General features: G+C 50.6%; 27 protein-coding genes. 11 read left to right on the forward strand and 16 right to left on the reverse strand.

Annotated elements, in window-relative coordinates:
* The 5 genes from D5398_RS16315 to D5398_RS16335 form a co-directional block, all read left to right on the forward strand.
* Window positions 1–534, forward strand: a 534-nt coding sequence (locus D5398_RS16315; protein WP_425272772.1) for a sodium:solute symporter family transporter, incomplete at its 5' end; no start/stop codon positions are given.
* Window positions 531–1,709, forward strand: a complete 1,179-nt coding sequence (locus D5398_RS16320) for a sialidase family protein (protein ID WP_119825690.1) — start codon at window positions 531–533, stop codon at window positions 1,707–1,709. The genes D5398_RS16315 and D5398_RS16320, both read left to right, overlap by 4 nt.
* Window positions 1,710–1,757: 48 nt before the next feature.
* The gene (locus D5398_RS16325) at window positions 1,758–2,228 is read left to right on the forward strand and encodes a NanQ anomerase/TabA/YiaL family protein (protein ID WP_120508571.1); all 471 of its coding nucleotides are present in this window, start codon (window positions 1,758–1,760) and stop codon (window positions 2,226–2,228) included.
* Between the two features lie 3 nt (window positions 2,229–2,231).
* Window positions 2,232–2,921, forward strand: a complete 690-nt coding sequence (locus D5398_RS16330; protein ID WP_120508572.1) for an SDR family NAD(P)-dependent oxidoreductase — start codon at window positions 2,232–2,234, stop codon at window positions 2,919–2,921.
* A 40-nt stretch (window positions 2,922–2,961) separates the two neighbouring features.
* On the forward strand, window positions 2,962–3,297 hold the full coding sequence (locus tag D5398_RS16335) for a Tn3 family transposase (protein WP_274387309.1): 336 nt from the start codon (window positions 2,962–2,964) through the stop codon (window positions 3,295–3,297).
* Window positions 3,298–3,564: 267 nt separating this feature from the next.
* Here the strand turns inward: D5398_RS16335 and D5398_RS16345 are convergent, their stop codons facing one another.
* The 12 genes from D5398_RS16345 to D5398_RS16400 form a co-directional block, all read right to left on the reverse strand.
* Window positions 3,565–4,497, reverse strand: a complete 933-nt coding sequence (locus D5398_RS16345) for a hypothetical protein (protein WP_119825696.1) — start codon at window positions 4,495–4,497, stop codon at window positions 3,565–3,567.
* Window positions 4,498–5,002: 505 nt separating this feature from the next.
* The gene (locus D5398_RS16350) at window positions 5,003–5,743 is read right to left on the reverse strand and encodes an SDR family oxidoreductase (protein WP_119825698.1); all 741 of its coding nucleotides are present in this window, start codon (window positions 5,741–5,743) and stop codon (window positions 5,003–5,005) included.
* Between the two features lie 19 nt (window positions 5,744–5,762).
* Window positions 5,763–6,893: an alkene reductase gene (locus tag D5398_RS16355; protein WP_120508573.1), complete on the reverse strand. Its 1,131-nt coding sequence runs from the start codon at window positions 6,891–6,893 to the stop codon at window positions 5,763–5,765.
* 71 nt (window positions 6,894–6,964) lie between these two features.
* Window positions 6,965–7,645, reverse strand: a complete 681-nt coding sequence (locus D5398_RS16360; RefSeq protein ID WP_120508574.1) for a type 1 glutamine amidotransferase domain-containing protein — start codon at window positions 7,643–7,645, stop codon at window positions 6,965–6,967.
* 124 nt (window positions 7,646–7,769) lie between these two features.
* The gene (locus D5398_RS16365) at window positions 7,770–8,375 is read right to left on the reverse strand and encodes a TetR/AcrR family transcriptional regulator (RefSeq protein WP_119823183.1); all 606 of its coding nucleotides are present in this window, start codon (window positions 8,373–8,375) and stop codon (window positions 7,770–7,772) included.
* A gap of 69 nt (window positions 8,376–8,444) precedes the next feature.
* A complete protein-coding gene (gene bhsA / locus D5398_RS16370) occupies window positions 8,445–8,705 on the reverse strand; it encodes a multiple stress resistance protein BhsA (protein ID WP_120508575.1) in 261 nt (86 codons plus the stop codon).
* A 144-nt stretch (window positions 8,706–8,849) separates the two neighbouring features.
* The gene (locus D5398_RS16375) at window positions 8,850–9,671 is read right to left on the reverse strand and encodes an alpha/beta fold hydrolase (RefSeq protein WP_120508576.1); all 822 of its coding nucleotides are present in this window, start codon (window positions 9,669–9,671) and stop codon (window positions 8,850–8,852) included.
* A gap of 135 nt (window positions 9,672–9,806) precedes the next feature.
* Entirely contained in the window at window positions 9,807–10,562 is a 756-nt protein-coding gene (locus D5398_RS16380; RefSeq protein WP_120508577.1) for an alpha/beta fold hydrolase, read from the reverse strand.
* 155 nt (window positions 10,563–10,717) lie between these two features.
* The gene (locus tag D5398_RS16385; RefSeq protein WP_120508578.1) at window positions 10,718–11,398 is read right to left on the reverse strand and encodes a type 1 glutamine amidotransferase domain-containing protein; all 681 of its coding nucleotides are present in this window, start codon (window positions 11,396–11,398) and stop codon (window positions 10,718–10,720) included.
* A 329-nt stretch (window positions 11,399–11,727) separates the two neighbouring features.
* Entirely contained in the window at window positions 11,728–13,143 is a 1,416-nt protein-coding gene (locus D5398_RS16390) for an NAD-dependent succinate-semialdehyde dehydrogenase (RefSeq protein WP_120508579.1), read from the reverse strand.
* 99 nt (window positions 13,144–13,242) lie between these two features.
* The gene (locus tag D5398_RS16395; RefSeq protein WP_120508712.1) at window positions 13,243–14,055 is read right to left on the reverse strand and encodes a helix-turn-helix transcriptional regulator; all 813 of its coding nucleotides are present in this window, start codon (window positions 14,053–14,055) and stop codon (window positions 13,243–13,245) included.
* A gap of 229 nt (window positions 14,056–14,284) precedes the next feature.
* Complete coding sequence (locus tag D5398_RS16400) at window positions 14,285–15,235, reverse strand: alpha/beta hydrolase (protein ID WP_120508580.1); 951 nt, start codon at window positions 15,233–15,235, stop codon at window positions 14,285–14,287.
* Between the two features lie 110 nt (window positions 15,236–15,345).
* Between D5398_RS16400 and D5398_RS16405 the strand changes: the two genes are divergently transcribed.
* On the forward strand, window positions 15,346–15,747 hold the full coding sequence (locus D5398_RS16405; RefSeq protein ID WP_119825706.1) for a MarR family winged helix-turn-helix transcriptional regulator: 402 nt from the start codon (window positions 15,346–15,348) through the stop codon (window positions 15,745–15,747).
* Between the two features lie 457 nt (window positions 15,748–16,204).
* Entirely contained in the window at window positions 16,205–16,891 is a 687-nt protein-coding gene (locus D5398_RS16410) for a hypothetical protein (RefSeq protein ID WP_120508581.1), read from the forward strand.
* Between the two features lie 744 nt (window positions 16,892–17,635).
* Here D5398_RS16410 and fabV read toward each other — a convergent pair.
* On the reverse strand, window positions 17,636–18,832 hold the full coding sequence (fabV, locus tag D5398_RS16415; RefSeq protein ID WP_120508582.1) for an enoyl-ACP reductase FabV: 1,197 nt from the start codon (window positions 18,830–18,832) through the stop codon (window positions 17,636–17,638).
* Window positions 18,833–18,839: 7 nt separating this feature from the next.
* The gene (locus D5398_RS16420) at window positions 18,840–19,148 is read right to left on the reverse strand and encodes a hypothetical protein (RefSeq protein WP_120508583.1); all 309 of its coding nucleotides are present in this window, start codon (window positions 19,146–19,148) and stop codon (window positions 18,840–18,842) included.
* On the opposite strand from D5398_RS16420, the gene D5398_RS16425 reads away from it, so the two are divergent.
* From D5398_RS16425 to D5398_RS16440, 4 genes are all read left to right on the forward strand, one after another.
* Window positions 19,143–20,648: a sugar porter family MFS transporter gene (locus D5398_RS16425; RefSeq protein ID WP_120508713.1), complete on the forward strand. Its 1,506-nt coding sequence runs from the start codon at window positions 19,143–19,145 to the stop codon at window positions 20,646–20,648. The two genes, D5398_RS16420 and D5398_RS16425, sit on opposite strands and share 6 nt — an antisense overlap.
* A gap of 215 nt (window positions 20,649–20,863) precedes the next feature.
* Window positions 20,864–21,157: a helix-turn-helix domain-containing protein gene (locus tag D5398_RS16430; RefSeq protein ID WP_120508714.1), complete on the forward strand. Its 294-nt coding sequence runs from the start codon at window positions 20,864–20,866 to the stop codon at window positions 21,155–21,157.
* Window positions 21,142–21,453: a HipA N-terminal domain-containing protein gene (locus tag D5398_RS16435; protein WP_120508584.1), complete on the forward strand. Its 312-nt coding sequence runs from the start codon at window positions 21,142–21,144 to the stop codon at window positions 21,451–21,453. Before D5398_RS16430 ends, D5398_RS16435 begins: the two co-directional genes overlap by 16 nt.
* Window positions 21,450–22,478 (forward strand): type II toxin-antitoxin system HipA family toxin, encoded by a 1,029-nt coding sequence (locus D5398_RS16440; protein ID WP_120508585.1) that lies wholly within the window; start codon window positions 21,450–21,452, stop codon window positions 22,476–22,478. The genes D5398_RS16435 and D5398_RS16440 overlap by 4 nt, the downstream gene beginning before the upstream one ends.
* A gap of 28 nt (window positions 22,479–22,506) precedes the next feature.
* On the opposite strand, the gene D5398_RS16445 is transcribed toward D5398_RS16440, so the two are convergent.
* Window positions 22,507–23,961 carry an NAD-dependent succinate-semialdehyde dehydrogenase gene (locus D5398_RS16445; RefSeq protein ID WP_120508586.1) on the reverse strand — a complete coding sequence of 485 codons (1,455 nt, stop codon included), beginning with the start codon at window positions 23,959–23,961 and terminating at the stop codon, window positions 22,507–22,509.
* Between the two features lie 8 nt (window positions 23,962–23,969).
* A complete protein-coding gene (locus D5398_RS16450; RefSeq protein WP_120508587.1) occupies window positions 23,970–25,238 on the reverse strand; it encodes a 4-aminobutyrate--2-oxoglutarate transaminase in 1,269 nt (422 codons plus the stop codon).
* Window positions 25,239–25,277 lie beyond the last annotated feature (39 nt).

Consider the following 25,277-nt stretch of genomic DNA (forward strand, 5'->3'; position numbering starts at 1 on the left):
GCCCTGCCAATCTTTATTCAGGATATGAATCCGTGGCTGGCGGGTCTGGTGACCACCTCGCTGGTGGCATCGATTTTCGTCAGCGTCAGTACCGTTGCACTGGCGATTGCCTCGCTGATTGTGAAAGATTTTTACGTGCCTTACCGCAACCCGACGCCTGAACGCGAGTTTAAAATGACCCGCTGGCTGTCGCTGCTGATTGGTTTCCTGCCGCTGATTTTCGTGCTGCTGGTGCCGGAAGTGCTGAAACTGTCGTTCTTCACCCGCGCCATCCGCCTGTCGATTTCCGTGGTGGCGGTAATGGCATTCTACCTGCCGTTCTTTAAAAGTGCGCGCGGGGCCAACGCCGGCCTGATCGGTGCCTGCGTGGTGACTTCCGTCTGGTATCTGCTCGGCGATCCGTTTGGTATCAACAATATGTATATTGCGCTGGTCACACCGGCCATCATTATGGTGATTGACCGGCTGATCCCCCAGCGCGCAGTAAAAAGTAAAAATGCACACCTTATTCAAAAGTCTGGAGCCTTAAGATGACCACTGAAACGCTAACCGTCGAACGCAGCGGTAAAGTGCACACCGCCGAACATGACGCCGCGCGCCGTGACGCTATGCTGCCGTCAGATTGCCCGCAAAACCATGCCGCCAATCTGCTGCCTTTGCCCGATGGCAGCCTGTTATGCACCTGGTTTGCCGGTACACAGGAAGGTATCGCGGACATCTCCATCTATCTTTCACGACTGGAAAAAGGTGCGAAAATCTGGAGTCAGCCGGTGAAACTTTCTGAAGATGCCAGCCGTTCGGAGCAAAATCCGGTGCTATTCCTCGACCCGGATAATGTGCTGTGGCTGATGTACACCGCGCAGAAATCCGGCAATCAGGACACCGCGATTGTGCGTTTTCGCCAGTCTCAGGATCTGGGCAAAAGCTGGGGAGACATCGGCACACTGCTCAGGGAACCCGGCACCTTTATCCGTCAGCCGGTGACTGTACTGGCCAATGGCGACTGGCTGCTGCCGGTGTTTTACTGCCGCACACAGCCGGGTGAAAAATGGGTCGGCAACAATGATGACAGCGCCGTTAAAATTTCCAGCGATAAGGGAAAAAACTGGCGTGACGTTGCGGTACCGGAAAGCACTGGCTGCGTGCACATGAATATCACGCCGCTGCACGACGGCAGCCTGCTGGCGTTGTACCGCAGCCGCTGGGCGGATTTCATCTACCAGAGCCGTTCCGTGGATGGAGGTAACAGCTGGAGCGCGCCGCAGCCGACCGCGTTGCCTAACAACAACTCGTCGATTCAGGTGACAACGCTCGCCAACGGGCATCTGGCGCTGGTGTTCAATAACCTGAGTGCTGCGGATGCCAGCGAACGCCGGGAATCACTGTATGACGAAATTGAAGATGAGGAAGACGATGTGCGCGTTGAAACAACAGCCGTAACCGGTGCCCGCACGGCATTCTGGGGTGCACCGCGCGCACCGATGACGCTGGCGATTTCCGAAGACGGGGGCCGTTCATGGCCTTACCTGCGCAATCTGGAAACCGGCGACGGCTACTGCATGACCAATAACTCGCAGCAAAAACTCAACCGCGAGTTCTCTTATCCCAGCATCAAACAAGGGGTGAAAGGAGAATTACACATCGCCTTCACCTACTACCGGCAGGCAATCAAATACGTCTGCGTCGAAGAATCCTGGGTGAAAGGCTGACGCTTATCCGGCCCGCCCAGTGCGGGCTTTTTTATTAAGGAGACCCTCATGATCACAGGTAATTTAGGCGCGCTGGAACTGGCTACGCTGCCCGCTGCACTGCTCAGAATTTTGATGCGGCCGGAATGTTCACTGGAAGCACTTTGCGCGCGGGAAGATGGACGTTTTCAGCCACCGGGAGCGGAATGGTTTTGCAGTATCGGTAATGCGAATACATCGCCCGCCGCAGAGCGCCATACGGAATTTCATCGCGAATGGCTGGATATTCAGGTGGTGCTGGAAGGAGAAGAAATCATTGGATTTGATACCCAAAATGCTACCGGACAATCTGCGGTAGAGCGCAAGCCCGATCTGTATATTCTCGACAATCCCGAGCTGGCCAATGAGATATTGCTTCGCAGCGGTGACTTTGTGACGTTCGCGCCTGGCGAGCCGCATCGTGCATTGTGTTGCACCACACATCCTGCAGTGGTGCGTAAAGCGGTGTTCAAAGTGCCGGCATCAGCGTTAAAGGAGTAAGCCATGAGCAATACACCGCTTAAACACGCGCTGGTGACAGGTTGCAGCTCAGGTATTGGTGAAACGGTGTGCCTGACATTGCTGGCGCAGGGCTGGACGGTGACCGGTCTGGCGCGCCGCGAAGTGAGCTTTCAACACCCTCACTTTCACGCAGTGCCGCTTGATATCACCGACACGGCAAAACTGACAGCAGTGCTGGAAACACTGCCTCAGGTGGATGCCGTGATCCACGCCGCAGGCATGATGAAAGCGGCACCGCTCGGGCAGTTGGATCCGCAGGCCAGCGAGGCGTTATGGAGACTGCACATCGGCGTGGCAGAAGTGCTTGCCGACCGGCTGGTGGAAAATATGCCGGACGGCGGGCGCATCGTGTTGCTCGGCAGCAGGACGTCATCGGGTGTTGCCGGTCGCAGCCAGTATGTGGCGACCAAATCCGCCATGACCGGTATGGCGCGCAGCTGGGCAGCAGAGCTGGCACCGCGCGGCATTACCGTCAATATTGTGGCCCCCGGCGCGACGCAAACCCCGATGCTGGATAACCCGCAACGACAAAGTTCTCCTCCAAAATTACCGCCGATTGGACGGTTTATACAGCCACAAGAAGTCGCCGATTTAGTCTGTTATTTACTCTCTCCTTCTGCTGCTGCGATCACCGGTCAGCAATTAATAATTTGCGGCGGCGCATCGCTGTAACTCAATTAGCATTTCTTAGAACCTATCCCAATAGGATTTTATGGAGTGCCCTCGATTCCGTAGACAGTTCCTTGTATCTCAAAATATAGGTCAGACTTGTCTACAGGCTCGGGGGCACTCCAAAGATCAACTGGGTGCTCTGAGCATGGTGACCAGTGCGGTTTTGCTATGGAATACACTTTACATTCAGGAGGCGTTGTCACATCCTCGCAATTCGGGGGAAACTCCTATGGAGGAGCACCTGGCAAGATTATCGCCGCTGATATATGGCCATATAAATATGCTGGGACATTATGCGTTTTCGTTACCAGAAGCTATTTTCAAGGGCGAGTTAAGACCGTTAAATATAAATACAAACAATGAATTAACCTCTTAGCGTGGTTTTTTACTTCATTGGACCTCGACCCCCTAAACCAAGCTGTTCCTGTTCGATGTCGCTGGCCAACACCAGGTGAACTTTGGGTATGACGTTGAGCAGGCCAAGCTGGCGATGATGCAATGCGGGAAATCTACCCCGCCAGATATCTGGCTATTTCTGATGTTGTCGCGCAAAGGCTATGCCCTAAAGCGCTTTCGTAAACCGCCAAGCCCCTTGCTAACTCACAATAATAATAAGGGCAGTCATATTATTGACTGCCCTTTTTTACTGATTTTGTTTGAACCTGTTTCCTAAAATAACATAACGTTCAACGCGTTCACTCAGTTGCCTGAGCCGGTTCGGCAGGTCTTTGTGAACGAAATCCTCGGGGACATCAAAGTCATCAATGTGGGCAACCAGATACTCATGCACTTTCTCGAGTATGGCCAACAGAGAAATATTGTGTTTGGCATCGTGGGTCGCAGTCTGAAAAGGAAGATATTTTTCGTCCCATGCTAAAGCATAGAGATTCATAAAATGGTCTCTTGCCTCCCTGAAGGGACGCTGGTCGAACATTTCCAGGATAAAGAAAAAGCACGGGATTTTTAATGCATTGATCCTTGCGAGTTCAACGTCTCGCCGCCGCCGCAAAATTTTCAAATTGGCAAAACGTGATTTTATGCAGGCGATGGGGTTAAGCACCCTCACCTTGTCATGCATCACCGGTTCTTCAGTATCACCCAGGGCGATTAAAAACGGTTCTGTATTTAACAAGAGTTTTTTATCGCTGAAGTCACCCAATTCAAAACCGGCTGGCCAGTCAATTACATCCACGGTATTAGCGATTTCAGGATCTTCCGGGTCAGAAAAATATCTGCCATCAACCTGCTTAATTTCTTTCGTCTTGCTGTCTATCAGCAAGAACCGTGCGACCGAGGGGGGATTTCCGTTAGCGTTCAATGAAACATCAACGTGTAGGGCATGTGCAATGGCATTTACATCATGTTTGTTCGCTGAATAATCTACGTCGATGGAGGTGACCAGTCGCTCATCCGGCAGCTCGTCACCATACTGGTCATGGAAATAGGAAACCCAATATTGTACCGCCTGGCCGCCGACCGTGATCACGGCGTCACGCAGCTGGTCACCGCTAGCGATGAGCTGAGTATTCAGAAGATAGGCTTGTTCGAATGGGGGAATTGCTTCATTTTCAGACATAAAAAAACCATCATTGAATGATGGTTCATTTTGCCGCAGTATTCCTAATCAAGCAAAGCTAACTGGCTGCTTAGACGAGAATTTTGAAGAGACACTGTAGCGTGATTTCGGCGCAGGTTTGTACTCGCGATCACCGCGTAGAACTTCTTTTGCCACTCTGTCATAGCGGGCATGTTGTTCTGACTTAACGATTGATGGAGACATTTGACGTTACCTGAGTACAAACATTTTTGTTGGATTGCATCAAATATACGCTGCCAATCTATCGCTTGCAATTACTTCTAAAAGAACAGGCGCAACATTCAATCCGGCACACGCAGCCAGTCGCATAGTGACATATTGAAGTGGTTTACTGAATTTGGCCACCTGAACAGAGGTGATACGCTCACCTCAGAACACTACGTGGCCACAGTGAAAAGCGGCGACCCGAACACCCGGAGATTGTGTGGAGTTAGAGCTCGGTCACGTTGCTGCTTTCAGTCGTCAACAGAGGAGCCAATCTGGGTTAGAACTCTTGACGAGTCGGCCGTAGAACAATTTCATTAATATCAACATCTGCCGGTTGTTCAATGGCAAAAGCAATTGCGCGGGCAACAGATGCTGCAGGTATAGCCTGTTTATAAAACTCCAAAACATTTTCTGATGCCGTGCCGGATGTAGAGTATTTCAGATCGCTTTCTACTGCGCCGGGCTCAATTGACGTCACGCGGACTTTATCTCCAACCTCTTGCCTTAAACCTTCTGAAATTGCCCTCACGGCAAATTTCGTGCCCGAATAGACCGTACCGCCGGGTGCAAATACCTTAATACCTGCGACTGAACTCAGATTAATGATGTGCCCACTTTCTTGTGCCAGGAAGCGAGGCAACACTGCGGCGATACCATAAAGCGTGCCTTTCAAGTTGACATCAATCATCGCGTCCCATTCGTCAGTATTGACCTCTGACATCGGGCGGATGGGCATCAGACCGGCATTGTTAATGAGAACGTCAAGTCTACCAAAATCTCTGATAACGGCTGAAACGACGGACTCAACTTGATGCTTATCAGTAACATCGAGCAAATAACCTCTGACATCCCCACCGCCGCGGGTAATTTCCTCGATGACTTCCTCTGTTTTAGATTGTCTGCGTGCTGCGATTGCAACCTTAGCACCACGACTGGCAAGGAGCCGAGCAACCTCAGCCCCAATCCCTGTATTACCGCCGGTGATTAAAATCACTTTATTCTCTATGCCATTGTTCATGATATGTCCCTTGAATTTGTTAACGCTGCGCGTTGTAAACCGGATAATCAGTAAAACCTTCACCCGTCCCGCCATACAGCGTGGCGGCATTAAGATCGTTATATGCCCAACCGTTCGCTATGCGTTCAGGGAGATCAGGGTTGGCGATAAATGGACGACCAAATGCGATGAGATCAGCCAACTGCTCCTCGACCATCCGGGCTCCACGTTCTGGTGTGTATCGACCGGCATAGATGATGCGTCCACTGAATATCGCGCGGATCTCACGGCGGAACGCTTCGGGTAAGTCGGGGGCATTTTCCCAGTCGGCTTCGGCTATGGACACATAGGCAACACCCGCGTTTTCCAGGATTTTTACCGCTTCGACGTAGGTCTTATGCGGATCACTTTCAACCAGGCCGATATAGACGCGGTCTTCATCTGTGCTTGAAAATAAAGGCGTGAAGCGAACGCCCAGACGATTTGGCCCTATTGCATGAGTGATAGCCTGAACAATTTCATCAAGAAACCGCAGTCGATTTTCAACAGAACCGCCGTATTCATCCTTACGCTGGTTTGCATGCTCTGAAATGAACTGATTAACCAAATAACCATTCGCAGCATGGATCTCGACCCCATCAAAACCTGCACTGATGGCATTTTTCGCCGCCTGGGCATATAAATTAACGAGGTCTTTAATTTCTGACCGGGTCAGTTCGCGAGGAATTGAAGGGGTAACCAAGGTGCCCGTACCTGACCCCGTTTCAATAAAAGCCTTTGCTTGTTCAGCATGAATCGCTGAAGGAGCCACGGGGGCACTTTCTTCTGGTTGCAGTGCGGAATGAGAAACGCGTCCCACATGCCAAAGTTGGGCAAAAATAATCCCCCCTTCGGCATGTACCGCGCGGGTCACTTTTTTCCACCCCTCAATGTGTTGCTCAGTATAAATTCCCGGTGTCCAGGCATAACCTTGTCCACGAGGCTCAATCTGAGTACCTTCAGTGATCATGAAACCTGCACCCGCGCGTTGGCGGTAATATTCGGCCATGAGGTCGGTGGGCACATTACCGGGTTGTTCACTTCTTTGGCGCGTCAGTGGGGGGAATACAATGCGATTTTTAAGGGTATAAGGACCAAGCTGAGTTGGCTCGAATAAGGCTTTATGATTCATAAGGATTTTCCATGAGTGATCATCGTAAGAGGTGACAGGTGGGCATCCTGTCACCTTCACTTCGTCAACAGTTATGCACCCAGCTGCTTAATCAGCTGGGCCGCCGTTGCTGCCGAGGACGTTGGGTTTTGCCCGGTGATGAGTAAGCCATCGCTGACCACATAAGAACTCCAGTCCGCCCCTTTCGAGTAAATGCCGCCTTTGGCAATCAGCTCGTCTTCTACCAGGAAAGGCACAATCTGCGTCAGGCCCACGGCTTCCTCTTCGCTGTTGGTAAAACCGGTGACCTTACGGCCTTCTACCAGGGGTTTTCCCTCCGGGGTTTTGACATGGCGCAGCACGCCAGGCGCGTGGCAGACCAGTGCTACGTGTTTGTTTGCGGCCAGGAAGGCTTCGATAAGGGCGACGGAGTGTTTATCTTCGGCAAGGTCCCACAGAGGGCCGTGACCACCCGGATAAAAAACGGCGTCGTAATCAGCTTGTGAAACGCTGTCGAGGCGAACCGTTGACGCCAGGTGCGCTGTAGCTTCTGCGTCTGCCTCGAAGCGGTGGGTTTGTTCGGTCTGGAAGTCAGGCTCATTACTTTTTGGGTCTAACGGCGGGTTACCGCCTTTCGGTGAAGCCAGCGTAATTTCCGCGCCGGCGTCTTTGAAGGCGTAGTAAGGCGCAGCCAGCTCTTCCAGCCAGAAGCCGGTTTGGCGGCCGGTGTTACCCAGTTTGTCGTGTGAGGTTAAGACCATCAGAATTTTCATCACTACTCTCCTGCATTTCAAAGCGATAGTTGAATTAGACCAGTCGTCTAATTAGGTGGTAAATATTAGACCGGTCGTATATTAATTGAGTACAAAAAACGGCTCTATACTGAGTACCCCCTTGCTAGGGGGTAATATGAATAATTTTTCTTGTCGTGAGCAGCGCTGAATCAAACGGGCCAGTATTTCGAACAATCTTGACCATGACGCTTGCACCTACCCAAAGCTGGTAGAGACTTTCTGCCACGGTGCGAGGTGTATCGTCAATAGTGAGAGACCCCTCGGCTACACCCGTTTCTAACGCTTGTGCCAGACGCGAGATTATCCCTGAAGTGCCTGCCTCTAGCGTTAAGCGCATCGTGTCCGAAAGATCGGCAACTTCAGCGCCTAATTTCACGGCAAGACACTTCCCCTGACAGTCAGAGAACGACTGAGATTCACGCCACTGCTGCCAGTAGTTCATCAGTCGCTGAGCCATATTGAGACCTGGCTGGCCCAGTGTCCTGTCGATATCGGCGAGATAATCATCAAAATAGTGTGCCAGCATGTCTGCGCCAAAAGCTTCTTTCGAACTAAAGTAATGATAGAAAGAGCCTTTAGGCACACCAGCATCTTTGAGTATTTCGTTCAATCCGACCGCAGAAAATCCTTTACCCGCCATAATACGCTGGCCTGTCGCCAGAATGTGCTCGCGGATTTCATTGCTATGTAGTTGAGTTGTCGTATTCATATGTTTAATTTACCAAGAACTAGACCAGTCGTCTATAGGTAAGTTAAAACTATTCCAGTGTGCTAACGCTTATTTGTAGATTTCAGCAGTACCGTACAGATGGTTATCGCCACCGGCTGAAATAATACGGTAAGACGTTGCACCATGTTCAGTCGCTTTCGCCGCCAGTTTGTCCTGCAGGTCGCTCAAATTGCTTCCTACAGCTGAAGCGTTGATCACCCCAATACTTTGCCCCTTCACGGGTACAGCGTTGACTTCCGTCGCGGCAACAGTGGCAAAAGAAGCGGCAGTGAGTACCATTACGGTGAAGGCTTTAGTTACGTTTTTCATGATCATATCCTCATTACATTATTTTTAAGTACACTTTACACGTAGGTAAGTGGGTATATTTTTAGGCACTGAATTCATTTAAAAAATTCGTTCAATGCCCTGGGAGACAAGTATAAATGGGGACCTTGCATGTCCCTTATCCCATTACTCTTCAATGAATCGCAGCAGGTCTTCATTAATCGTCCCGGCTTGGGTGATTGTCATCCCGTGGCCAAATCCTGCATAGACTTTGAGCTGTGCATCTTTGACAAGTTGCGCGGACAGAATGGCAGAGTCGGCCAGCGGAACGATCTGATCGTCATCACCATGCATGATCAGGGTTGGCACATCGATTTTCTTAAGGTCATCGGTGAAATCAACCTCGGAGAACTGTTTGATACAGTCATATTGACCTTTGATCCCACCCCGCATGCCCTGAAGCCAGAAGCTTTCTCTCACACCCTCTGAAGGCGTCTCTGACGAACGGTTATAGTTGAAAAATGGCGTGGTCAAATCCTTGTAGAACTGAGAACGGTCTTTTTCGACCGCAGCACGGATGCCATCAAACACTTCCATAGGCAGACCGCTAGGATTTTTCTCACTTTGCAGCATAACCGGCGGTACTGCGCCGATAAGTACGGCTTTGCTGACGCGCGCCGAGCCATACGTACCGATATAGCGTGCGACTTCACCACCGCCGGTCGAGTGTCCAACCAGAACAACGTCGTGGAGATCTAACTGCTCGATGAGTGATGATAAATCTTCAGCGTAGGTATCCATATCATTGCCGTCCCACGTCTGACTCGAGTTGCCATGGCTGCGGCGGTCATGAGCGATGACACGGAACCCCTGCTGACCGAAGAACAACATTTGCGCGTCCCATGCATCACTCGATAATGGCCAGCCGTGGGAAAAAATAATGGTTTGTCCCTTGCCAAAGTCTTTATATGCAATCTTAGAACCGTCTTTCACCTGAATAGTTTTCATCTCTTTATTCTCTTTTCTGTTGGCGACGCCTCATGGGCGGAGCATTTGATTTAAAAGTATTTTTCTTCGTATATTGATTTTTACACTGGGCAGTCATTGAAAGAATGACTGGCCTAGAAAGCATTTAACTGATGTTTACTGAGATAAACTTTGTGCCGCTTTTTCGATCACCGCCGCAATTTTTTCAGGCTGCGATGCGTAAATGGCATGGTTGCCTTTCAATTCAGTGACGGTGCTGTGCGCGCGTTTAGCCATGAAGCGCTCCAGTTCTGGATTAATAGCACGATCCTGCGTCGCCACGACGGCCCAGCTTGGCTTCGTTTTCCATGCCGGAACGCCTGCCGGGGCAGTGAATGCCGCTACTGCAGGCATGAGTTGAGAGTGCGCCAACAGATTTGTCTCTTTGACGGGCAAGTCAGCTGCAAAGTCAGCGTGGAAATTTTCCGGTTTGATATAAAGGAAGTGATCTGGCGTTTCAGTAATTGACTGAGCGGCTGGCGGATATTTTTTGGCCAGACTCAGCAATGAGTCACCTTGCTCCGGCTGGAACGCTGCGATGTAAACCAGACCTGCAACAGAGGGGTCATTTCCCGCGTCACTGATGATCATTCCGGCGTAGCTATGGCCAACCAGCAGTGATTTACCACTTTGTAATGCCAGAACGCGTCGAGTCGCAGCGACATCATCAGCCAGCGAGGTTTGCGGCTCCTGAACAATCGACACGTTGTAGCCTGCTTTATTCAGAATGCGAGCCACCGGATCCCAACCTGAACCATCAACAAAAGCGCCATGTACCAGAACGATGTTTTTTACCGGCGCAGCCATTGAAGACTGGGCATAAACAGACAGAACCAGGCTTAAAGCCAGCGTGGTCAATGATTTTTTAAACATGATGTATTTCCTTCAATTGTCATTTTTTTAGTTAATACCCTGACATCCTGGCTCCCTGCCTTACAGGCCAGCGGACGGACATTCAGGTGTGTAATGTTGTCCAGATTTGCTCAGTGGGGAGGGCTTAAAGAACTCCCTCCTCACGTGATTAACCGTTATGCACCCAGCTGTTTAATCAGTTCTTCTGCCGCCTCGGTAGAGGAGGTTGGGTTTTGCCCGGTGATCAGCAGGCCGTCAGTAACAACATAAGAACTCCAGTCCGCTCCTTTCGAGTAAATCCCGCCTTTGGCAATCAAATCGTCTTCTACCAGGAAAGGCACAATCTGCGTCAGGCCCACGGCGTCCTCTTCACTGTTGGTAAAACCGGTGACCTTACGGCCTTCTACCAGCGGTTTTCCCTCCGGGGTTTTGACATGGCGCAGCACGCCAGGCGCATGGCAGACCAGTGCTACGTGTTTGTTTGCGGCCAGGAAGGCTTCGATAAGGGCGATGGAGTTTTTATCTTCGGCCAGGTCCCACAGAGGGCCGTGACCACCCGGATAAAAAACGGCGTCGTAATCAGCTTGTGAAACGCTGTCGAGGCGAACCGTTGACGCCAGGTGCGCTGTAGCTTCTGCGTCTGCCTCGAAGCGGTGGGTCTGTTCGGTCTGGAAGTCAGGCTCATTACTTTTTGGGTCTAACGGCGGGTTACCGCCTTTCGGTGAAGCCAGCGTAATTTCCGCGCCGGCGTCTTTGAAGGCGTAGTAAGGCGCAGCCAGCTCTTCCAGCCAGAAGCCGGTTTGGCGGCCGGTGTCACCCAGTTTGTCGTGTGAAGTTAAGACCATCAGAATTTTCATCACTACTCTCCTGTATTTCATATCGATAGTTGAATTAGACCAGTCGTCTATATTGTTCTTAAATAAAAACGTTTCACCTGTGCCTGTTATTCCGGCCAACTCTGCGTGCTGTTTCATTCTGCCGGAACGGCTGTCGTGCTATGTCGCCTAGTCGCCGTTGCCATGTGTGTAAGCCAACTCATAATAGACCGGTCGTCTAGAGATAATTAATAAAACTTTTCATCTTTTTCGTGCCAGAGCACTTTCATATAGCGGGTGCCTGTTCCGATAACATAACGCACTAATATTAATGCTTATTCAACTGAGTTTTCCTCCTGTCGATGATGCACTTAGTTAACTATTTTTGCCCATACTGCCTGAGCATTTGTGAATTCACGCAGGCCGAAGTGGGAGAGCTCGCGACCATACCCACTCTTTTTCACACCGCCAACCGGGATGCGTGCATTCGTGGCAGAAAATCCGTTGATGAATACCCCTCCTGTTTCTAAACGCCGCGCGATTCGCTGGGCACGGGAAACGTCGCGGGTCCAAAGATTGCCCCCTAAGCCGTAATCGCTGGTATTTGCCAGCTCAATAGCATGCTCAATGTCATCTGCGACAGTAATAGTTGCAACAGGGCCGAAGGTTTCCTCATCAAATGCAGCCATTCCCGGGCCCACTTCGCCCAATACGGTAGGCTCATAGAAGTTACCAGGGCCCGCGATTTTATACCCCCCAAGAAGACGTGTCGCGCCGGCTGCGAGAGTTCGTTCTACTTGATGATGTAATTCTTCACGCAAATCTTTTCGCGCCATGGGCCCGATCCTATTTTGCGGGTCCAGCGGATCGCCAACCTTCAACTGTCTGACGGCCGCGATGAATTTTTGGGTGAATTCCTCCGCGATGGGTTTTTCCAAAATAAACCGTTTCGCGGCTAAGCACACCTGGCCCGCATTTTGGAATCGCGCTTCAACACCCGCGGTAACAGCCAAATCAATATTGGCGTCAGCGAGCACGATAAATGCGTCTGATCCACCCAGCTCAAGCAAGCTTTTTTTCAATGCTTTGCCTGCAATCGCCGATACGGCAGACCCCGCCCGCATACTCCCCGTCAATGTCACTGCGGCAATGCGATCATCCTCAATCACTTCTGCAACAGTTTCGTTATCAGCAATAAGATTGGCGAATAAACCTTTAGGGAAGCCCGCACTCTCATAAGCATCCTGCAAAGCATAGGCAGAGCCCATCACATTGGGCGCGTGCTTGAGGATAAAACCGTTACCCGACAGCATAATTGGGCCCGAAGCGCGAATGACCTGCCATAAAGGGAAGTTCCAGGGCATGACGGCCAAAATTGAGCCAATCGGCAGATAGGAGACATGTACCTGGTCGTCATTTTCGACAGAAACAGGTTCATCTGCGAGGATTGCCGGGCCATTGCTGGCAATCCAATCAATTGTCGCTGCACACTTCTCAACTTCTGCACGGGCTGCTGCCAGTGTTTTCCCCATTTCAGCGGTGATGATCCCTGCCAAATTTTCTGAGCGTTCGCGCAGAATCGCTGATAAACGACGATAAGCTTCTACGCGTTTCGGCATGGGAGTAGCACGCCACAGGCGAAAAGCCGCGTTATTACCTGCCAGCATGCTTTCTACTTCGTCTGCCGTTTGGAATGCATAAGTCGCGATCAACTCGTCCGTCGCAGGATTACGTGAAGTCGCGACATCAAGAGAAAGCGTATTCTGTGTGACATGTTGGGATGACATAGTTTTTGCCTCATAAACGGTTTAAGAGAAGCACGTTGTGTGCTTCGATAAAATTCAGTTTAGGCAGATCGAATCATCCCTGGAAGGCGTCTTGTTATCCTATGACTGGGAGTCATAGGCAACGTGACGGGGAATATAGGTCACCAGAGAAAGGTCGGGTCTTCCCTCTGGCGTAAGAGCGACATAGGTAAATTCAATATGTCCGGAAGTAGGATGCAAAATCCGCTTGCTCCCCTCCCCCATACCTTTCACTTCCGTATCCAGCCACCACTCTTTGAATTCCGGGCTTTTTTCAGAGAGTTCTTCAATGAGATGGTCAAAAGGCTTTTTGTCCTGAGCATGGGCGCGTGATGCGCGGAAAACGGAGATCATCCCTCGAGCCATCTGCTCCCAATCCAGGATCTGGGTGCGATATGGCCTATAAAGAAACAGCAGGCGCAACGTATTACGCTCATGAGGTTGCAGCGAACCATAATCAATAAACAAATCAGCAATAGCATCATTCCAGGCAAGAATATCAAGTCGGGCATTTCTCACATAGGCCGGAATGGGATCGATAGCGCGCACTAACCTTTCCAGTCCATCACTCACGCCATTCTCAAGGGAATGTGGTACCGGCTCTTCGCGCGGTGAAAGGGCAAAAAGATGGGATGACTCAATTCGGTTAAGTTTTAGAACTTTGGCTATACGCTGGAGTGCATCTGCCGAAGGTTTAATCTCTCTCCCCTGCTCAAGCCAGGTATACCAACTCACACTGACCCCAGCCAAGACGGCGACTTCTTCACGACGTAAACCGGGTGTACGGCGAGTACCCTGTTGCATGCCGAAGTCCTGAGGATTAAGACGTGCGCGCCGGCTTACAAGGAAAGCACCGAGTTCACGACGCTGCTCTGACGTGGTTTTTTTAACCATAATAGTCTGCCTATAAATGTGCCTGTTTGACCAACGCTTCATCAAGATGCTGATGAATTTCTTATTTTCTCATCTGAACCCTATGCTAAACGATACAATTTAAGCAAAAAATCCTTCATTTCCGTGGCTAACATTGGTTGCCACGGGAGTAGAGGAAAGGATCCGACGGAAATTGCCTTTCTATCAACGAGGCAAGAATGCATGGGGCCTGCATCTTTCTCTATTCGCGCTAACGGTGCGTGACTTCCCACTGACGTGTGAAAAACTGGTCAAGGTGTTCCACTGCCTGATCGACGTACTCCGGGACGTCGTACATCTGATAATGGCGCGCGCCTGCGATTTCAATGACCGGTTGCGCAGCTCGAGCCAACCCAGCGAGTCGGTAACCGTCTTCAAATGAGCCGGTTGTCCCCGCCGAGTTTCCTGCAACGATAACTTGCACCGGCTGCGTGAGCAGAGTTTCCGCCAGATGGAAAGCATCGAAGCCAAGAATCAACGCATCACTCAAGTAATGGCGGCGATTAGTGGAGTTCACGTGTTGTCCACGCTCGGTTCGGTAGTAAGTGATAGCCTGCAGCATATCGATGTCCGCTATACCCGCTGCGGTGGCCTCGGACAACGTATCAGGGATCCATTGATGCAGTACCGGCGCAGTGCCGTGGGCTTCGTTTATCGCTTGCGCGGCGATGGTTTCCAGGAGGCGGCTGAGGCCGTCATCTGCTGCAACCATTTTTCGAAAAGCATTGCCGATATCGCTAGGTACCACGACCCCCAAGGCCTTTACGCGATGGTCAATCATCGTTCCGGCTGCTGCGTAACCGCCGCCAGCGCAAACGCCCAACATGCCAATACGCCCGTCGTCAACCTGGTTTTGCCTAATCAGGAAATCGACGGCAGCGCGCAGATCGGCGATACGGGCCGCCGGACTTTCCAGATCACGTGGCTGGCCGGAACTCGCACCTTGATAGGCAGGGTCGAACGTTAGAACGATGAACCCCCGCGCTGCCAGCGCGCGCGCGTAGTTGGCGGCGATCTGCTCCTTGACGCTGCTACCAGGCCCGGTGATGACAAGCGCGGGATAGCGCTTCAAGGGATCCCCAGTGGGAGGCATGTACAGGTAGGCGGCGATGGCAAAAGTGTCACGCGCAAATGTGGTGGACCGGCATTGGACGGTGTTCATAATGGTGTTTCCCAAGTAAAATACTATTGAAGATAACATAGTACAATATGGAACTAGAATATGTTTAAACAATTTCAGTCATGTACTATAAATAAAGACGGGCGGGATGGATGAGTGATGCTGCGAACATCTGGGCTCTGAACCACCGAGTGCTCAGCCTCGTTATGAACGAATGCGCCGAACAACTTGCATCGCTCGGGCTGGAAACGAAGGAATTTTTTGTACTTGGCGAAATTGAACCGTGCCGCTATCCGGCCGAACTTGCCAAACGTTTAATGTTGCCAAAGGCCAGCGTGACAGTTTATTTGCGCAACCTAGTTGCAAAAAAATTCGTTCGACGCGAGATCGATGAGGGTGACCTGCGCCGACACCGGTTGGTGTTAACTTCAGAAGGCAGATGCGCACTCGACGCAGCAACGATGGCGCTGTCTTCAAGCTTCGAGAAGCGCCTGACGCGACTGAAGGCGCAGGAACGGGCTGAACTAGAGCGTCTACTTACAACACTTGTGTGACGCGAGCACGCTGTTGGCTGAGTGGATGAATGGGTCAACCCGTAGCGCGTTTCCAAAGGCTATGCCCGTATTCGATGCGTTTGCGGGCTCAAACATCAACGTCTGTACGGAGCCATCTCGCTCTGCGAAGTAGTTCCTGTATTTATCAAGTTGCGCGTAAAACCTCGCCCTTTTGACCATGACCCAAAATCCTATTCCATTCAGACTCCGTTTTCATGAATGGAAATATATTGATAATTCCCTTCGAACAATGAATATTCATGTCGGCTAATTTTTTCCCTTGTATGTAATTTTTCAAGTCAACCAGTACGGTCAAAGCTAGTTCTGAGCCATAAACATTGGGCAGTCACGTTAAAAAGGGTCCTTACATATCACGACTTCTTTTGAAAGGAGCTAAAGCAAATCGTAAATAAGAGGATAACGACTATTCACAGGTCTGTTTATCCAATGAGGGATCATGAATTTCGTAATCTTTGTCGTGTGCACAACCGTTGCAATTGTCATCTTCAAAAAGTCCCGCAAGAACTCGCTTGCAAAAGGGCGAGGAAAATTCAGGGCGTCTGCTACATCCTACGTCATATCTTTTGTGTCGTTTTTCCTCCTGATGGGTATCGGTTCGCATTTCGATGTAAAACAAAATCCAACTAGTGCAGCAACAGAATCAAGCTCATCACCTAATAATCATTCTTTGGCAAAGTTGACCGATAGCAATGACACAGTGACCACGTTCAATCTGTCTCATCCTTATGAGAAAGCTGTTTATGACAACATCAAACAGATGCCTGACATTCAGCCAAGATTGAATATGTCTAGTGCTGACTCTGAGGCCCAGGATAAGCGTGATGGGGCGCTGATGTTCTTTAGAATCTACGGCTTGAGTGAGGATGATTTTTCCAGACTCGTTCGCCCAGTTTGCATTGGTGAAATAAACCACATGAAAGCGGTTTATCACAACGAAACCAGCCTTTGGTTACCGCTTAACAATAACAATTATGTTGTTAAAGCTGAAGAAGAACGTCGAAAGGAATGGAATAAGCAATACTATGCAAGGTTGGAAGGTGTGTATAAACGCATGAATGAATGCATGTTCACGGTAAGCCAGCAGCAGCCCATGCACATCCTGCGTCAGCCGGGAATTAAATAACAAACAAGCCGCCAATCTAGGCGGCTTGTTTATGTGCGCCTGACATTTTCAGCATCTCGGATGCAATCTTCATATGAGCTCATAAATTATCTCACGAGGGCCAATGTTAAGGATAAAAATCAAACACACTAATTATCCCCTCGGATACTTAAAAAGAATACATTCCATTAATGTGTCCTATGGGACACATTAAAGGAAACAGAATGATTGTTATCGACTGCTTTATATTATGAAGGTAGCCACTGTATTCGCATCAATACAACTGATACCCAAAATAGACGTGAACTTTGGGCGGCTTTAAAAAGTACCCCGGCAGCATCGCGATACCAGCCTAAACCTAACCTCATCCAGCGAGGCGTGAAGCTGTTGGTTACCGCTGGGATGAAAAGGGATCTTTAGTGAAAACTATCAAAATGTAAGGCTTGTGGGTCGTTCGTGACACTATCGACTGCCGCTTGCTGGAGCTTTCGAAAAAACGTGTTGAAATGAAGGCCGACCGCAGGGTAGCTAAAAAGGCCAATTTCCACTCACAGCAAGCCGATAGGCAGAGTGGTCATCAGGGCTGCTATGAGCGAGAGCTCAACCATGGTTACATAACTCACCTTGCCATATCGGGATCAATGGGGAGCAGCTGATTGGCTATAGCCAATAAATCAATGCGTTATACTCCACTTCCAATAAAAAAGCCCCACACCCACCTTTCGGCAAATGCGGGGTTTAGCAATCGCTTAACGTAAAACCAAATTACATCTGGATCAGATGTTTGATTTTCACGTCTGGATTGGTCTCGGCAGCGTAATCAACGCCGTTCAGGCCGAAGCCGAACAGACGCATGAACTCGCTTTTGTAACCCGCGAAATCAGTCAGTTCAGCGATGTTATCGTTGGTGACTTCATCCCACAGCTTGCCGACTTCTGCCTGTACTTCCGGCGCGATTTCTTTCAGGTCAGCGCGCAGACGGCCTTCGTTATCGACCAGCGGTTCAGCGCCATACAGGCTGTCTTTGTACAGACCATAAACCTGCTCGATACAACCTTCGTGCGTGCCCTTCTCTTTCATCACTTTGAACAGCAGGGAAAGATACAGCGGCATCACAGGGATGGCAGAACTCGCCTGCGTCACAACGGCTTTCAGTACGGAAACACGTGCGTCGCCGCCCTGAGTGGCCAGTGAGCTGCGGATATCCAGAACGCGTTTGTCCAGATCCTTCTTCGCTTCACCGATTGAACCGTTCCAGTAGATGTCCTGCGTCACTTCTTCACCCAGGTAGGTGAACGCCGTGGTTTTCGCGCCGTTAGCCAGCACACCGGCGGCTTTCAGGTCATCAATCCACATCTGCCAGTCTTCGCCGCCCATGACCGCTACAGTGCCCGCGATTTCTTCAGGAGAAGCCGGTTCCAGCGTGGTTTCGTTGATGGTTTCTTTGTCGGTATTGATGCCGCGAATAGTGACTTGCTTACCGATTGGTTTCAGGGTGGAGTTGAACACTTCACCGGTTTTCGGATGGGTACGGCGCGGCGCTGCCAGGCTGTAAACCACCAGATCAACCTGACCTAAATCTTGTTTGATCAGCTCAATGGTCTTTTGCTTCACTTCATCAGAGAACGCGTCGCCGTTGATGCTTTTTGCGTACAGACCTTTTGCGTCCGCAAATTCTTCGAAGGCAGCGGAGTTGTACCAGCCTGCGGTAGCAGTTTTAGATTCATCGCCCGGACGTTCAAAGAAGATGCCCAGCGTTGCTGCGTCAGAACCGAAAGCAGCTGAGATGCGGGCAGCGAGGCCGTAACCGGTAGATGCGCCGATCACCAGAACTTTTTTCGGACCGCCTTCGATTTTGCCTTGCGCGGTAACGTAGTCGATTTGTTCTTTAACGTTCGCCTTGCAACCTTCCGGATGGGCAGTAACACAGATAAAGCCACGGATGCGTGGTTTGATAATCATATAGACCTCATTGCAACTGTCTCAGTAAATTGGCCGATAGAATATAGGTTTGCGCCGTTTCAGGCAAAACCTGCTGCTTTATCCCATCGTAAACAGACTTCTCTGAAGCAAATACAGCGCTTATTTTACCCGAGCGGATAAAAACGAACCGCGATATCCTCTTCGGGAAAGTGTAATGCACTTCCCGCCTCACTCCTGCGCCGCATTCAGTATTTTCCGAAATTTTAGTATCTGCGTTGTAATCCAAGACTAATTTTCCCTGCTGCCTACCAAAATCCTCAACATGAGTTAGATTTAGAGCTTGTGTGATATACATCACACAAAACATGACAACAATAATGAAATACAGGGAGCACTTGTGACTCAGAAACTCAACAGCGGGCAGGAAAGCGAGGCGAAGAAAACGCCACCGCCGACCGAACCGCTGGTAAAAGTAATTGCGTTTATTGCCACCCTCGGTGGTTTATTGTTTGGCTACGATACAGGGGTAATTGCAGGCGCGCTGCTGTTCATGAAGCACGATCTGCATCTGACGTCGGTAACGACCGGGATGGTCACCAGTTTCCTGATACTGGGTTCTGCCATCGGTGCGATCTTTGCGGGACGGGTCGCTGACCGGTTCGGGCGAAAAAAAATTATTCTGGTGATGGCAATAATATTTATGGCCGGTTCGCTGGGTTGCGCTATGGCACCCAACGTCGTGCTGATGATTATGTTCCGCTTTATTCTCGGTCTGGCCGTCGGTGGCGCAGCAGCGATTGTGCCGATTTATATCGCCGAAATCGTGCCTTCTAACCGCCGCTGGCAGTTCGTCACCTTGCAGGAACTGATGATCGTCTCCGGCCAACTGATTGCTTACACCAGTAACGCGGCCATTAACGAAGTCTGGGGCGGCGAAACCACCTGGCGATGGATGCTGGGCGTTGCCTGTGTTCCGGCGGTGATTTTGTGGGTCGGTATGTTATTCCTGCCTGACACGCCGCGCTGGTACGCGATGCATGGCCGCTATCGTGAAGCACGTGATGTGCTGGAACGCACGCGTAAAGCAGGCAGAGTTGAGAAAGAACTGAGCGAGATCCGCAGTTCCATGAGTTCCAAAAGCGAGAAGCATTCCCGCCGCCAGAAAACGATTTCCGTCTGGATGAAACGCCTAGTATTTCTGGGAATTGGTATCGCCATGCTTCAACAACTCTCCGGCGTGAATACCATCATGTTCTACGCGCCGACCATGTTGCAGGCCACAGGGTTAAGCACGAATGCGTCTCTGATGGCAACTATCGCCAACGGGGTCATTTCAGTGATCATGACGTTCGTGGGCATCATGCTTCTCAGCCGTTTCGGCCGCCGTCCGCTGCTGCTGACCGGTCAGATTGGTTGTACGCTGACGCTTCTGGCCATCGGACTGGTAACCTGGCTGATGCCGGAAACGGTGAACGGCCATCCAGATGCAGTTCGCAGCTATCTGGTATTAGGCGGTATGCTGATTTTCCTGTGCTTCCAGCAGGGTGCGCTGTCGCCGGTGACCTGGCTGCTGCTGTCGGAAATGTTCCCGATGCGCATCCGGGGCATGGCTAACGGCGTATCAGTCTTTGCTATGCAGATGACCAACTTCTCCATCGCCTTTATGTTCCCGATCATGCTGGATACCATCGGACTGACGATGTCCTTCTTCTGCTTTGCCGCCATCGGTGTCGCAGGGGGGATTTTCGCGATCATCTTCGCACCGGAAACACAGGGAAAAACGTTAGAGCAGATTGAAAAACACTTCAAAAAGCATTTACAGGATGAACCGGCACCGCAGGAAGCGGGAAGTTAAGCGCGCGATGTAATCATTTTACCGGTCAGGCTCTCGTCTGGCCGGTAAAACAGGCTAACGATAAAGTGTCATATTTGACCTTTTAATGACTAATTTCTTAATGATTTTGCCGAAACTGCATCTTTAACAACCAAATGGTTCAAATATGACACTTTGCAGCTTATAATGAGATACCTTGTTTAATTTCTCACCAAATGAGTCTGATCGTGTCAAATATGACCCCCAGAAACGTAGAAATTTTACTTTCTCAGCTTTCCGAAAATGAGAAGCAGTTATTCATCGAACGTTTAAGCGCGTTTCAGCGTTTCCCTTTTGAACCATCCAAACTGACACCACTCATCATTCAAAAAATGAAACAGCAAAACATTACCTATGAAGAAATGGCTCTGCAAATTGGCATTTCTTTATCGACATTTAAAAGAATGATTGCAGACCCAGCGGGTTCAAAAACCCTCAATCTCAATGCATTACTTAAAGAGCTTGGGATAAAAGTATGGCTCGAAAACTAGAGGTGTGGTTGTACGACGAAGTGGCCGGAATATTAACTGAGCGTGAAAGTAAGTATGAGTTTTCATATGGCGCCGCCTACATGGGTCCCGCCCTATCCATAAGCATGCCGGTCAGAGCAGAACCTTACATAAGTGAGGACTTGCATCCTTTCTTCAAAGGACTGGCTCCCGAAGGATGGTTGCGCAAGCGCTACTCTGAAATCCAGAAAATCGACTCCAGGGACTTATTCGGCCTACTCATGCATAACGGTGACGATTTGCTGGGTGCCATCGTGATTAAAGAGAAAAAATCATGAATTCAGAACACTGTCTGATCAATTTAAGCCAGTTGAAGGGTGCCGAAATCGAGACCGGATATTCCACAAAAGGCATCAAACACTTACTACAAAATCCCGGGATGATGCCGGATTTACCGTTTACACGCAGACAGTTTATACAGGAACAACCTCAACGTCAGAAAGGCATGAGCATATCGGGTTACCAACCTAAATTATCGTTAGCCATTGAGGATAATGAATTTCGGGTGGTGAGCAACGGCGGGACGTATATTCTGAAACCTTCTCCTGAAGAGTATCCTCATCTTGCCGAAAATGAACACGCGACAATGTCTGTAATGGCTCGCCTTAAATTCATTGTTCCTCCTTTCGGCCTCGTCAGGTTCAGCAAAGAGGAGAGAGACCAACAGAGTGAGCTTGCCTACGTGATAAGAAGATATGACCGCGGGCAGACAGGTGATGACCGCATGCATCAGGAGCAACTCGACGGTGCGATGGGCATCAGCGATAAATACGGGTCTATCGACGATAAAAAAGCGGTAAGTTATCAAAGGGCCGCCCGTTTTTTGCTGGATAACCTGGGCAATAGTCTGACGAATAAACGCGATATTTTCCTACGTATCGTTTATGCCTATGTACTTGGAAATAATGATTTTCATCTGCGCAATTTTGGCATTTTACTTCCCCAAAATGCCCCGCCTTCGCTCGCTCCCGTTTATGACTTTATCAGTGTTGTTCCTTACCCCACAGCCTTTGGTGAATATCTCGCTTTGCCACTCCTCGAAAGGGAAGAAAACGATCAGGAAAGTGCCCCTGGCCTTGACTCGCCTTACGGTGAGTATACCGGCGCTGATTTTGTCTCCCTGGGGGAAGGGATCGGGATCCAAAATCAACTTGTACGAAAATGGTTACTTAACGTAATAAGAAGCCACCAGCTCATCATCGATACTTACAATGAAAGTCATATGCCTGCAGAGCAGCGTGACAAAGTTCTGGAATATGTTTCACGCAGAATATATCTGCTGGAGGTTATGGATTTACCCTGACCCACCAGGAAAACACATTCCGACTCCGTTATTCACCCAGCTCAATGCACAGATATTTCATTTCCAGGTAATCGTCCATACCGTAACTTGAGCCTTCACGTCCCAGACCGGATTGTTTGATGCCACCGAAAGGCGCGACTTCATTTGAAATCAAACCGGTGTTAATCCCCACCATGCCGTATTCCAGCGCTTCCGGAACCCGCCACTGGCGCGCTGCGTCGCGGGTAAAAATGTATGCCGCAAGGCCAAATTCAGTGTCGTTTGCCATCGCCACGACCTGCGCTTCATCGGTAAAACTAAATACGGGCGCCACCGGTCCGAACGTTTCTTCACGAGCAAATTTCATCGCAGAAGTGACATTCCCGATAACCGTCGGCTGGAAGAAAGAGCCGCCCAACGCATCCGGCTGACCGCCGGTCAGTAAGGTGGCCCCCTGCGATAACGCGTCTTCTATATGCTCCTTCACTTTGCTGACCGCTGCCTGGTCGATAAGCGGCCCCTGTGTGATGCCGGCTTTTGTACCGTCGCCCACGCGGAGCTTTTCCACTTCTTCGACCAGTCTGGCGATAAGTGCCGGATAAATGCCCTCCTGGACATAAATCCGGTTAGCGCAGACGCAGGTTTGTCCGCTGTTACGAAACTTAGAGGCCATGACCCCGGCTACAGCACGTTCGAGATTGGCGTCATCGAACACGATAAATGGCGCGTTACCGCCCAGTTCCAGCGAGAGCTTCTTCACCGTCGGCGCACTTTGCGCCATCAGGATCCGGCCCACTTCTGTTGATCCGGTAAAGCTCAGTTTGCGCACAACCGGACTGTCACACAGCACTTTACCGGTGGCCTGCGCTGAACCAGTGATCACCTGCAATACGCCTGCCGGAATACCGGCTTCCATCGCCAGTTGACCGAGCGCTAACGCACTGAGCGGAGTTTGTTCCGCAGGTTTGACGATCATCGAGCAGCCCGCAGCCAGTGCCGGTGCGGCTTTTCGGGTGATCATCGCTGCCGGGAAATTCCATGGGGTGATCGCCGCGCATACGCCGATCGGTTGTTTCAGAATCAGCATTCGTTGCGATGCCTGAACCGGAGCCAGAACGCTGCCCTCTACGCGTTTGGCTTCTTCGGCAAACCATTCGATAAAGGAAGCGGCGTAGACAATTTCACCCTTTGCTTCCGCCAGCGGTTTGCCCTGTTCTGCTGTCAGTATCGCTGCTAAGTCGTCGGCGTGTTCCAGCATCAGCTGCGCCCATTTCTGCATCAGCGCGGCACGCTGTTTTGCGGTTTTTTCCTTCCAGCCCCGCTGCGCCTGTTCGGCATACACAATAGCCTGTGCCGTTTGCGCCGTGGTGATTTGCGGAACGCAGCCGATGACTGCACCGGTTGCCGGATTAATCACCTCTTCGAATTCGCCGCTTTCGCTGTCATACCATTCGCCATTGATCAGGCATTGCTGGCGTAAAAGACTTTGATGTTTCAGTTGCATAAATTGCCTCAGTCAGCCAGAACGCGGGATAAAATCGCCAGTGCGTCTTTGAACTGGGCATCAGGAATGGTCAGCGGATAAAGGAAGCGGATCACGTTACCGTGTACACCGCAGCTGAGCATCAGCAAACCGGCATCCAGCGCTTTACGCAGATAGTGTTTTGTCAGCTCAGCGGAAGGTTTGCCGGTGGCCGGGTCGTTAAATTCAGCCGCCACCATCGAACCACGAGCACGGACATCGACCAGCGCCGGACATGTCGCTTTGGCTTTCTCCAGCACTTCCACCAGCTCTGCCCCTAAACGGCTGGCGCGGTCGCACAATTTTTCTTCTTCGATGATGTCGAGCACGGCAAGGGCCGATGCCACCGCCAGCGGATTACCGGCATAAGTTCCGCCCAGACCGCCCGGCTCAGGCGCATCCATCAGTTCAGCGAGACCTGACACACCGGAAATCGGTATCCCGCCGCCGAGACTTTTCGCCATCGTAACGATGTCAGGTTTTGCATCCGGATAATAATCTGAGGCAAACATTTTGCCGGTACGGGCAAAACCGGTCTGCACCTCGTCAGCAATCATGACAATGCCGTGACGGTCGCAAATTTCACGTAATCCCTTCACGAAATCTTCAGGCGCGATGTTGAAACCGCCCTCCCCCTGCACCGGTTCATACAAAATCGCTGCTACCTGTTGCGGACTTATGTCGCTGCGGAAAATACGTTCGATGCTCTCCAGCGCCATTTCAGTCGTAACGCCATGAACCGCGTTCGGATATTGCGCGTGAAAAACGGAGGCAGGAAAAGGCCCGAAACCGACTTTGTAAGGAACTACTTTGCCCGTCAGCGCCATAGTCAGCAGCGTACGGCCGTGGAACGCGCCGGAGAAAGTCAGAATCCCGGGGCGACCGGTTGCAGCGCGGGCAATTTTCACCGCGTTTTCGACCGCTTCCGCGCCGGTACTGAAGAATGTCGTTTTGGCTTTGCCATTGACCGGAGAAATTGCATTGATGCGCTCGGCCAGGCTTATAAAGCTGGCATAAGGAACAATCTGATAGGCCGTATGCGTGAAAAGATCGAGCTGTTTGCGGATCGCTTCAACAATTTTTGGGTGACGATGACCTGTGTTTAACACGGCAATCCCGGCAGTGAAATCAATGTATTCCCGTCCTTGCTCATCCCACAGCGTGGCGTTCTCTGCCTTCGCCGCGTAGAAATCACACATTACGCCAACACCTCTTGGGGTCGCTTCTTTACGGCGTTTTTCCAGTTCACTGTGACTCATCTTTCGCTCCTGCATGAAGGTTGATGTTGTAGATTGCCG

Source organism: Rahnella bruchi (assembly GCF_003614975.1).
GTDB lineage: Bacteria > Pseudomonadota > Gammaproteobacteria > Enterobacterales > Enterobacteriaceae > Rahnella > Rahnella bruchi.

What these genes read in the sequence shown, in the direction of transcription:
- D5398_RS16320 (WP_119825690.1), top strand. Translation starts at nt 531, where the DNA reads ATGACCACTGAAACGCTAACCGTCGAACGCAGCGGTAAAGTGCACACC.
- D5398_RS16325 (WP_120508571.1), top strand. Translation starts at nt 1,758, where the DNA reads ATGATCACAGGTAATTTAGGCGCGCTGGAACTGGCTACGCTGCCCGCT.
- D5398_RS16330 (WP_120508572.1), top strand. Translation starts at nt 2,232, where the DNA reads ATGAGCAATACACCGCTTAAACACGCGCTGGTGACAGGTTGCAGCTCA.
- D5398_RS16335 (WP_274387309.1), top strand. Translation starts at nt 2,962, where the DNA reads ATGGAGTGCCCTCGATTCCGTAGACAGTTCCTTGTATCTCAAAATATA.
- D5398_RS16345 (WP_119825696.1), bottom strand. Translation starts at nt 4,497, where the DNA reads ATGTCTGAAAATGAAGCAATTCCCCCATTCGAACAAGCCTATCTTCTG.
- D5398_RS16350 (WP_119825698.1), bottom strand. Translation starts at nt 5,743, where the DNA reads ATGAACAATGGCATAGAGAATAAAGTGATTTTAATCACCGGCGGTAAT.
- D5398_RS16355 (WP_120508573.1), bottom strand. Translation starts at nt 6,893, where the DNA reads ATGAATCATAAAGCCTTATTCGAGCCAACTCAGCTTGGTCCTTATACC.
- D5398_RS16360 (WP_120508574.1), bottom strand. Translation starts at nt 7,645, where the DNA reads ATGAAAATTCTGATGGTCTTAACCTCACACGACAAACTGGGTAACACC.
- D5398_RS16365 (WP_119823183.1), bottom strand. Translation starts at nt 8,375, where the DNA reads ATGAATACGACAACTCAACTACATAGCAATGAAATCCGCGAGCACATT.
- bhsA (WP_120508575.1), bottom strand. Translation starts at nt 8,705, where the DNA reads ATGAAAAACGTAACTAAAGCCTTCACCGTAATGGTACTCACTGCCGCT.
- D5398_RS16375 (WP_120508576.1), bottom strand. Translation starts at nt 9,671, where the DNA reads ATGAAAACTATTCAGGTGAAAGACGGTTCTAAGATTGCATATAAAGAC.
- D5398_RS16380 (WP_120508577.1), bottom strand. Translation starts at nt 10,562, where the DNA reads ATGTTTAAAAAATCATTGACCACGCTGGCTTTAAGCCTGGTTCTGTCT.
- D5398_RS16385 (WP_120508578.1), bottom strand. Translation starts at nt 11,398, where the DNA reads ATGAAAATTCTGATGGTCTTAACTTCACACGACAAACTGGGTGACACC.
- D5398_RS16390 (WP_120508579.1), bottom strand. Translation starts at nt 13,143, where the DNA reads ATGTCATCCCAACATGTCACACAGAATACGCTTTCTCTTGATGTCGCG.
- D5398_RS16395 (WP_120508712.1), bottom strand. Translation starts at nt 14,055, where the DNA reads ATGGTTAAAAAAACCACGTCAGAGCAGCGTCGTGAACTCGGTGCTTTC.
- D5398_RS16400 (WP_120508580.1), bottom strand. Translation starts at nt 15,235, where the DNA reads ATGAACACCGTCCAATGCCGGTCCACCACATTTGCGCGTGACACTTTT.
- D5398_RS16405 (WP_119825706.1), top strand. Translation starts at nt 15,346, where the DNA reads ATGAGTGATGCTGCGAACATCTGGGCTCTGAACCACCGAGTGCTCAGC.
- D5398_RS16410 (WP_120508581.1), top strand. Translation starts at nt 16,205, where the DNA reads ATGAATTTCGTAATCTTTGTCGTGTGCACAACCGTTGCAATTGTCATC.
- fabV (WP_120508582.1), bottom strand. Translation starts at nt 18,832, where the DNA reads ATGATTATCAAACCACGCATCCGTGGCTTTATCTGTGTTACTGCCCAT.
- D5398_RS16420 (WP_120508583.1), bottom strand. Translation starts at nt 19,148, where the DNA reads ATGTATATCACACAAGCTCTAAATCTAACTCATGTTGAGGATTTTGGT.
- D5398_RS16430 (WP_120508714.1), top strand. Translation starts at nt 20,864, where the DNA reads ATGACCCCCAGAAACGTAGAAATTTTACTTTCTCAGCTTTCCGAAAAT.
- D5398_RS16435 (WP_120508584.1), top strand. Translation starts at nt 21,142, where the DNA reads ATGGCTCGAAAACTAGAGGTGTGGTTGTACGACGAAGTGGCCGGAATA.
- D5398_RS16440 (WP_120508585.1), top strand. Translation starts at nt 21,450, where the DNA reads ATGAATTCAGAACACTGTCTGATCAATTTAAGCCAGTTGAAGGGTGCC.
- D5398_RS16445 (WP_120508586.1), bottom strand. Translation starts at nt 23,961, where the DNA reads ATGCAACTGAAACATCAAAGTCTTTTACGCCAGCAATGCCTGATCAAT.
- D5398_RS16450 (WP_120508587.1), bottom strand. Translation starts at nt 25,238, where the DNA reads ATGAGTCACAGTGAACTGGAAAAACGCCGTAAAGAAGCGACCCCAAGA.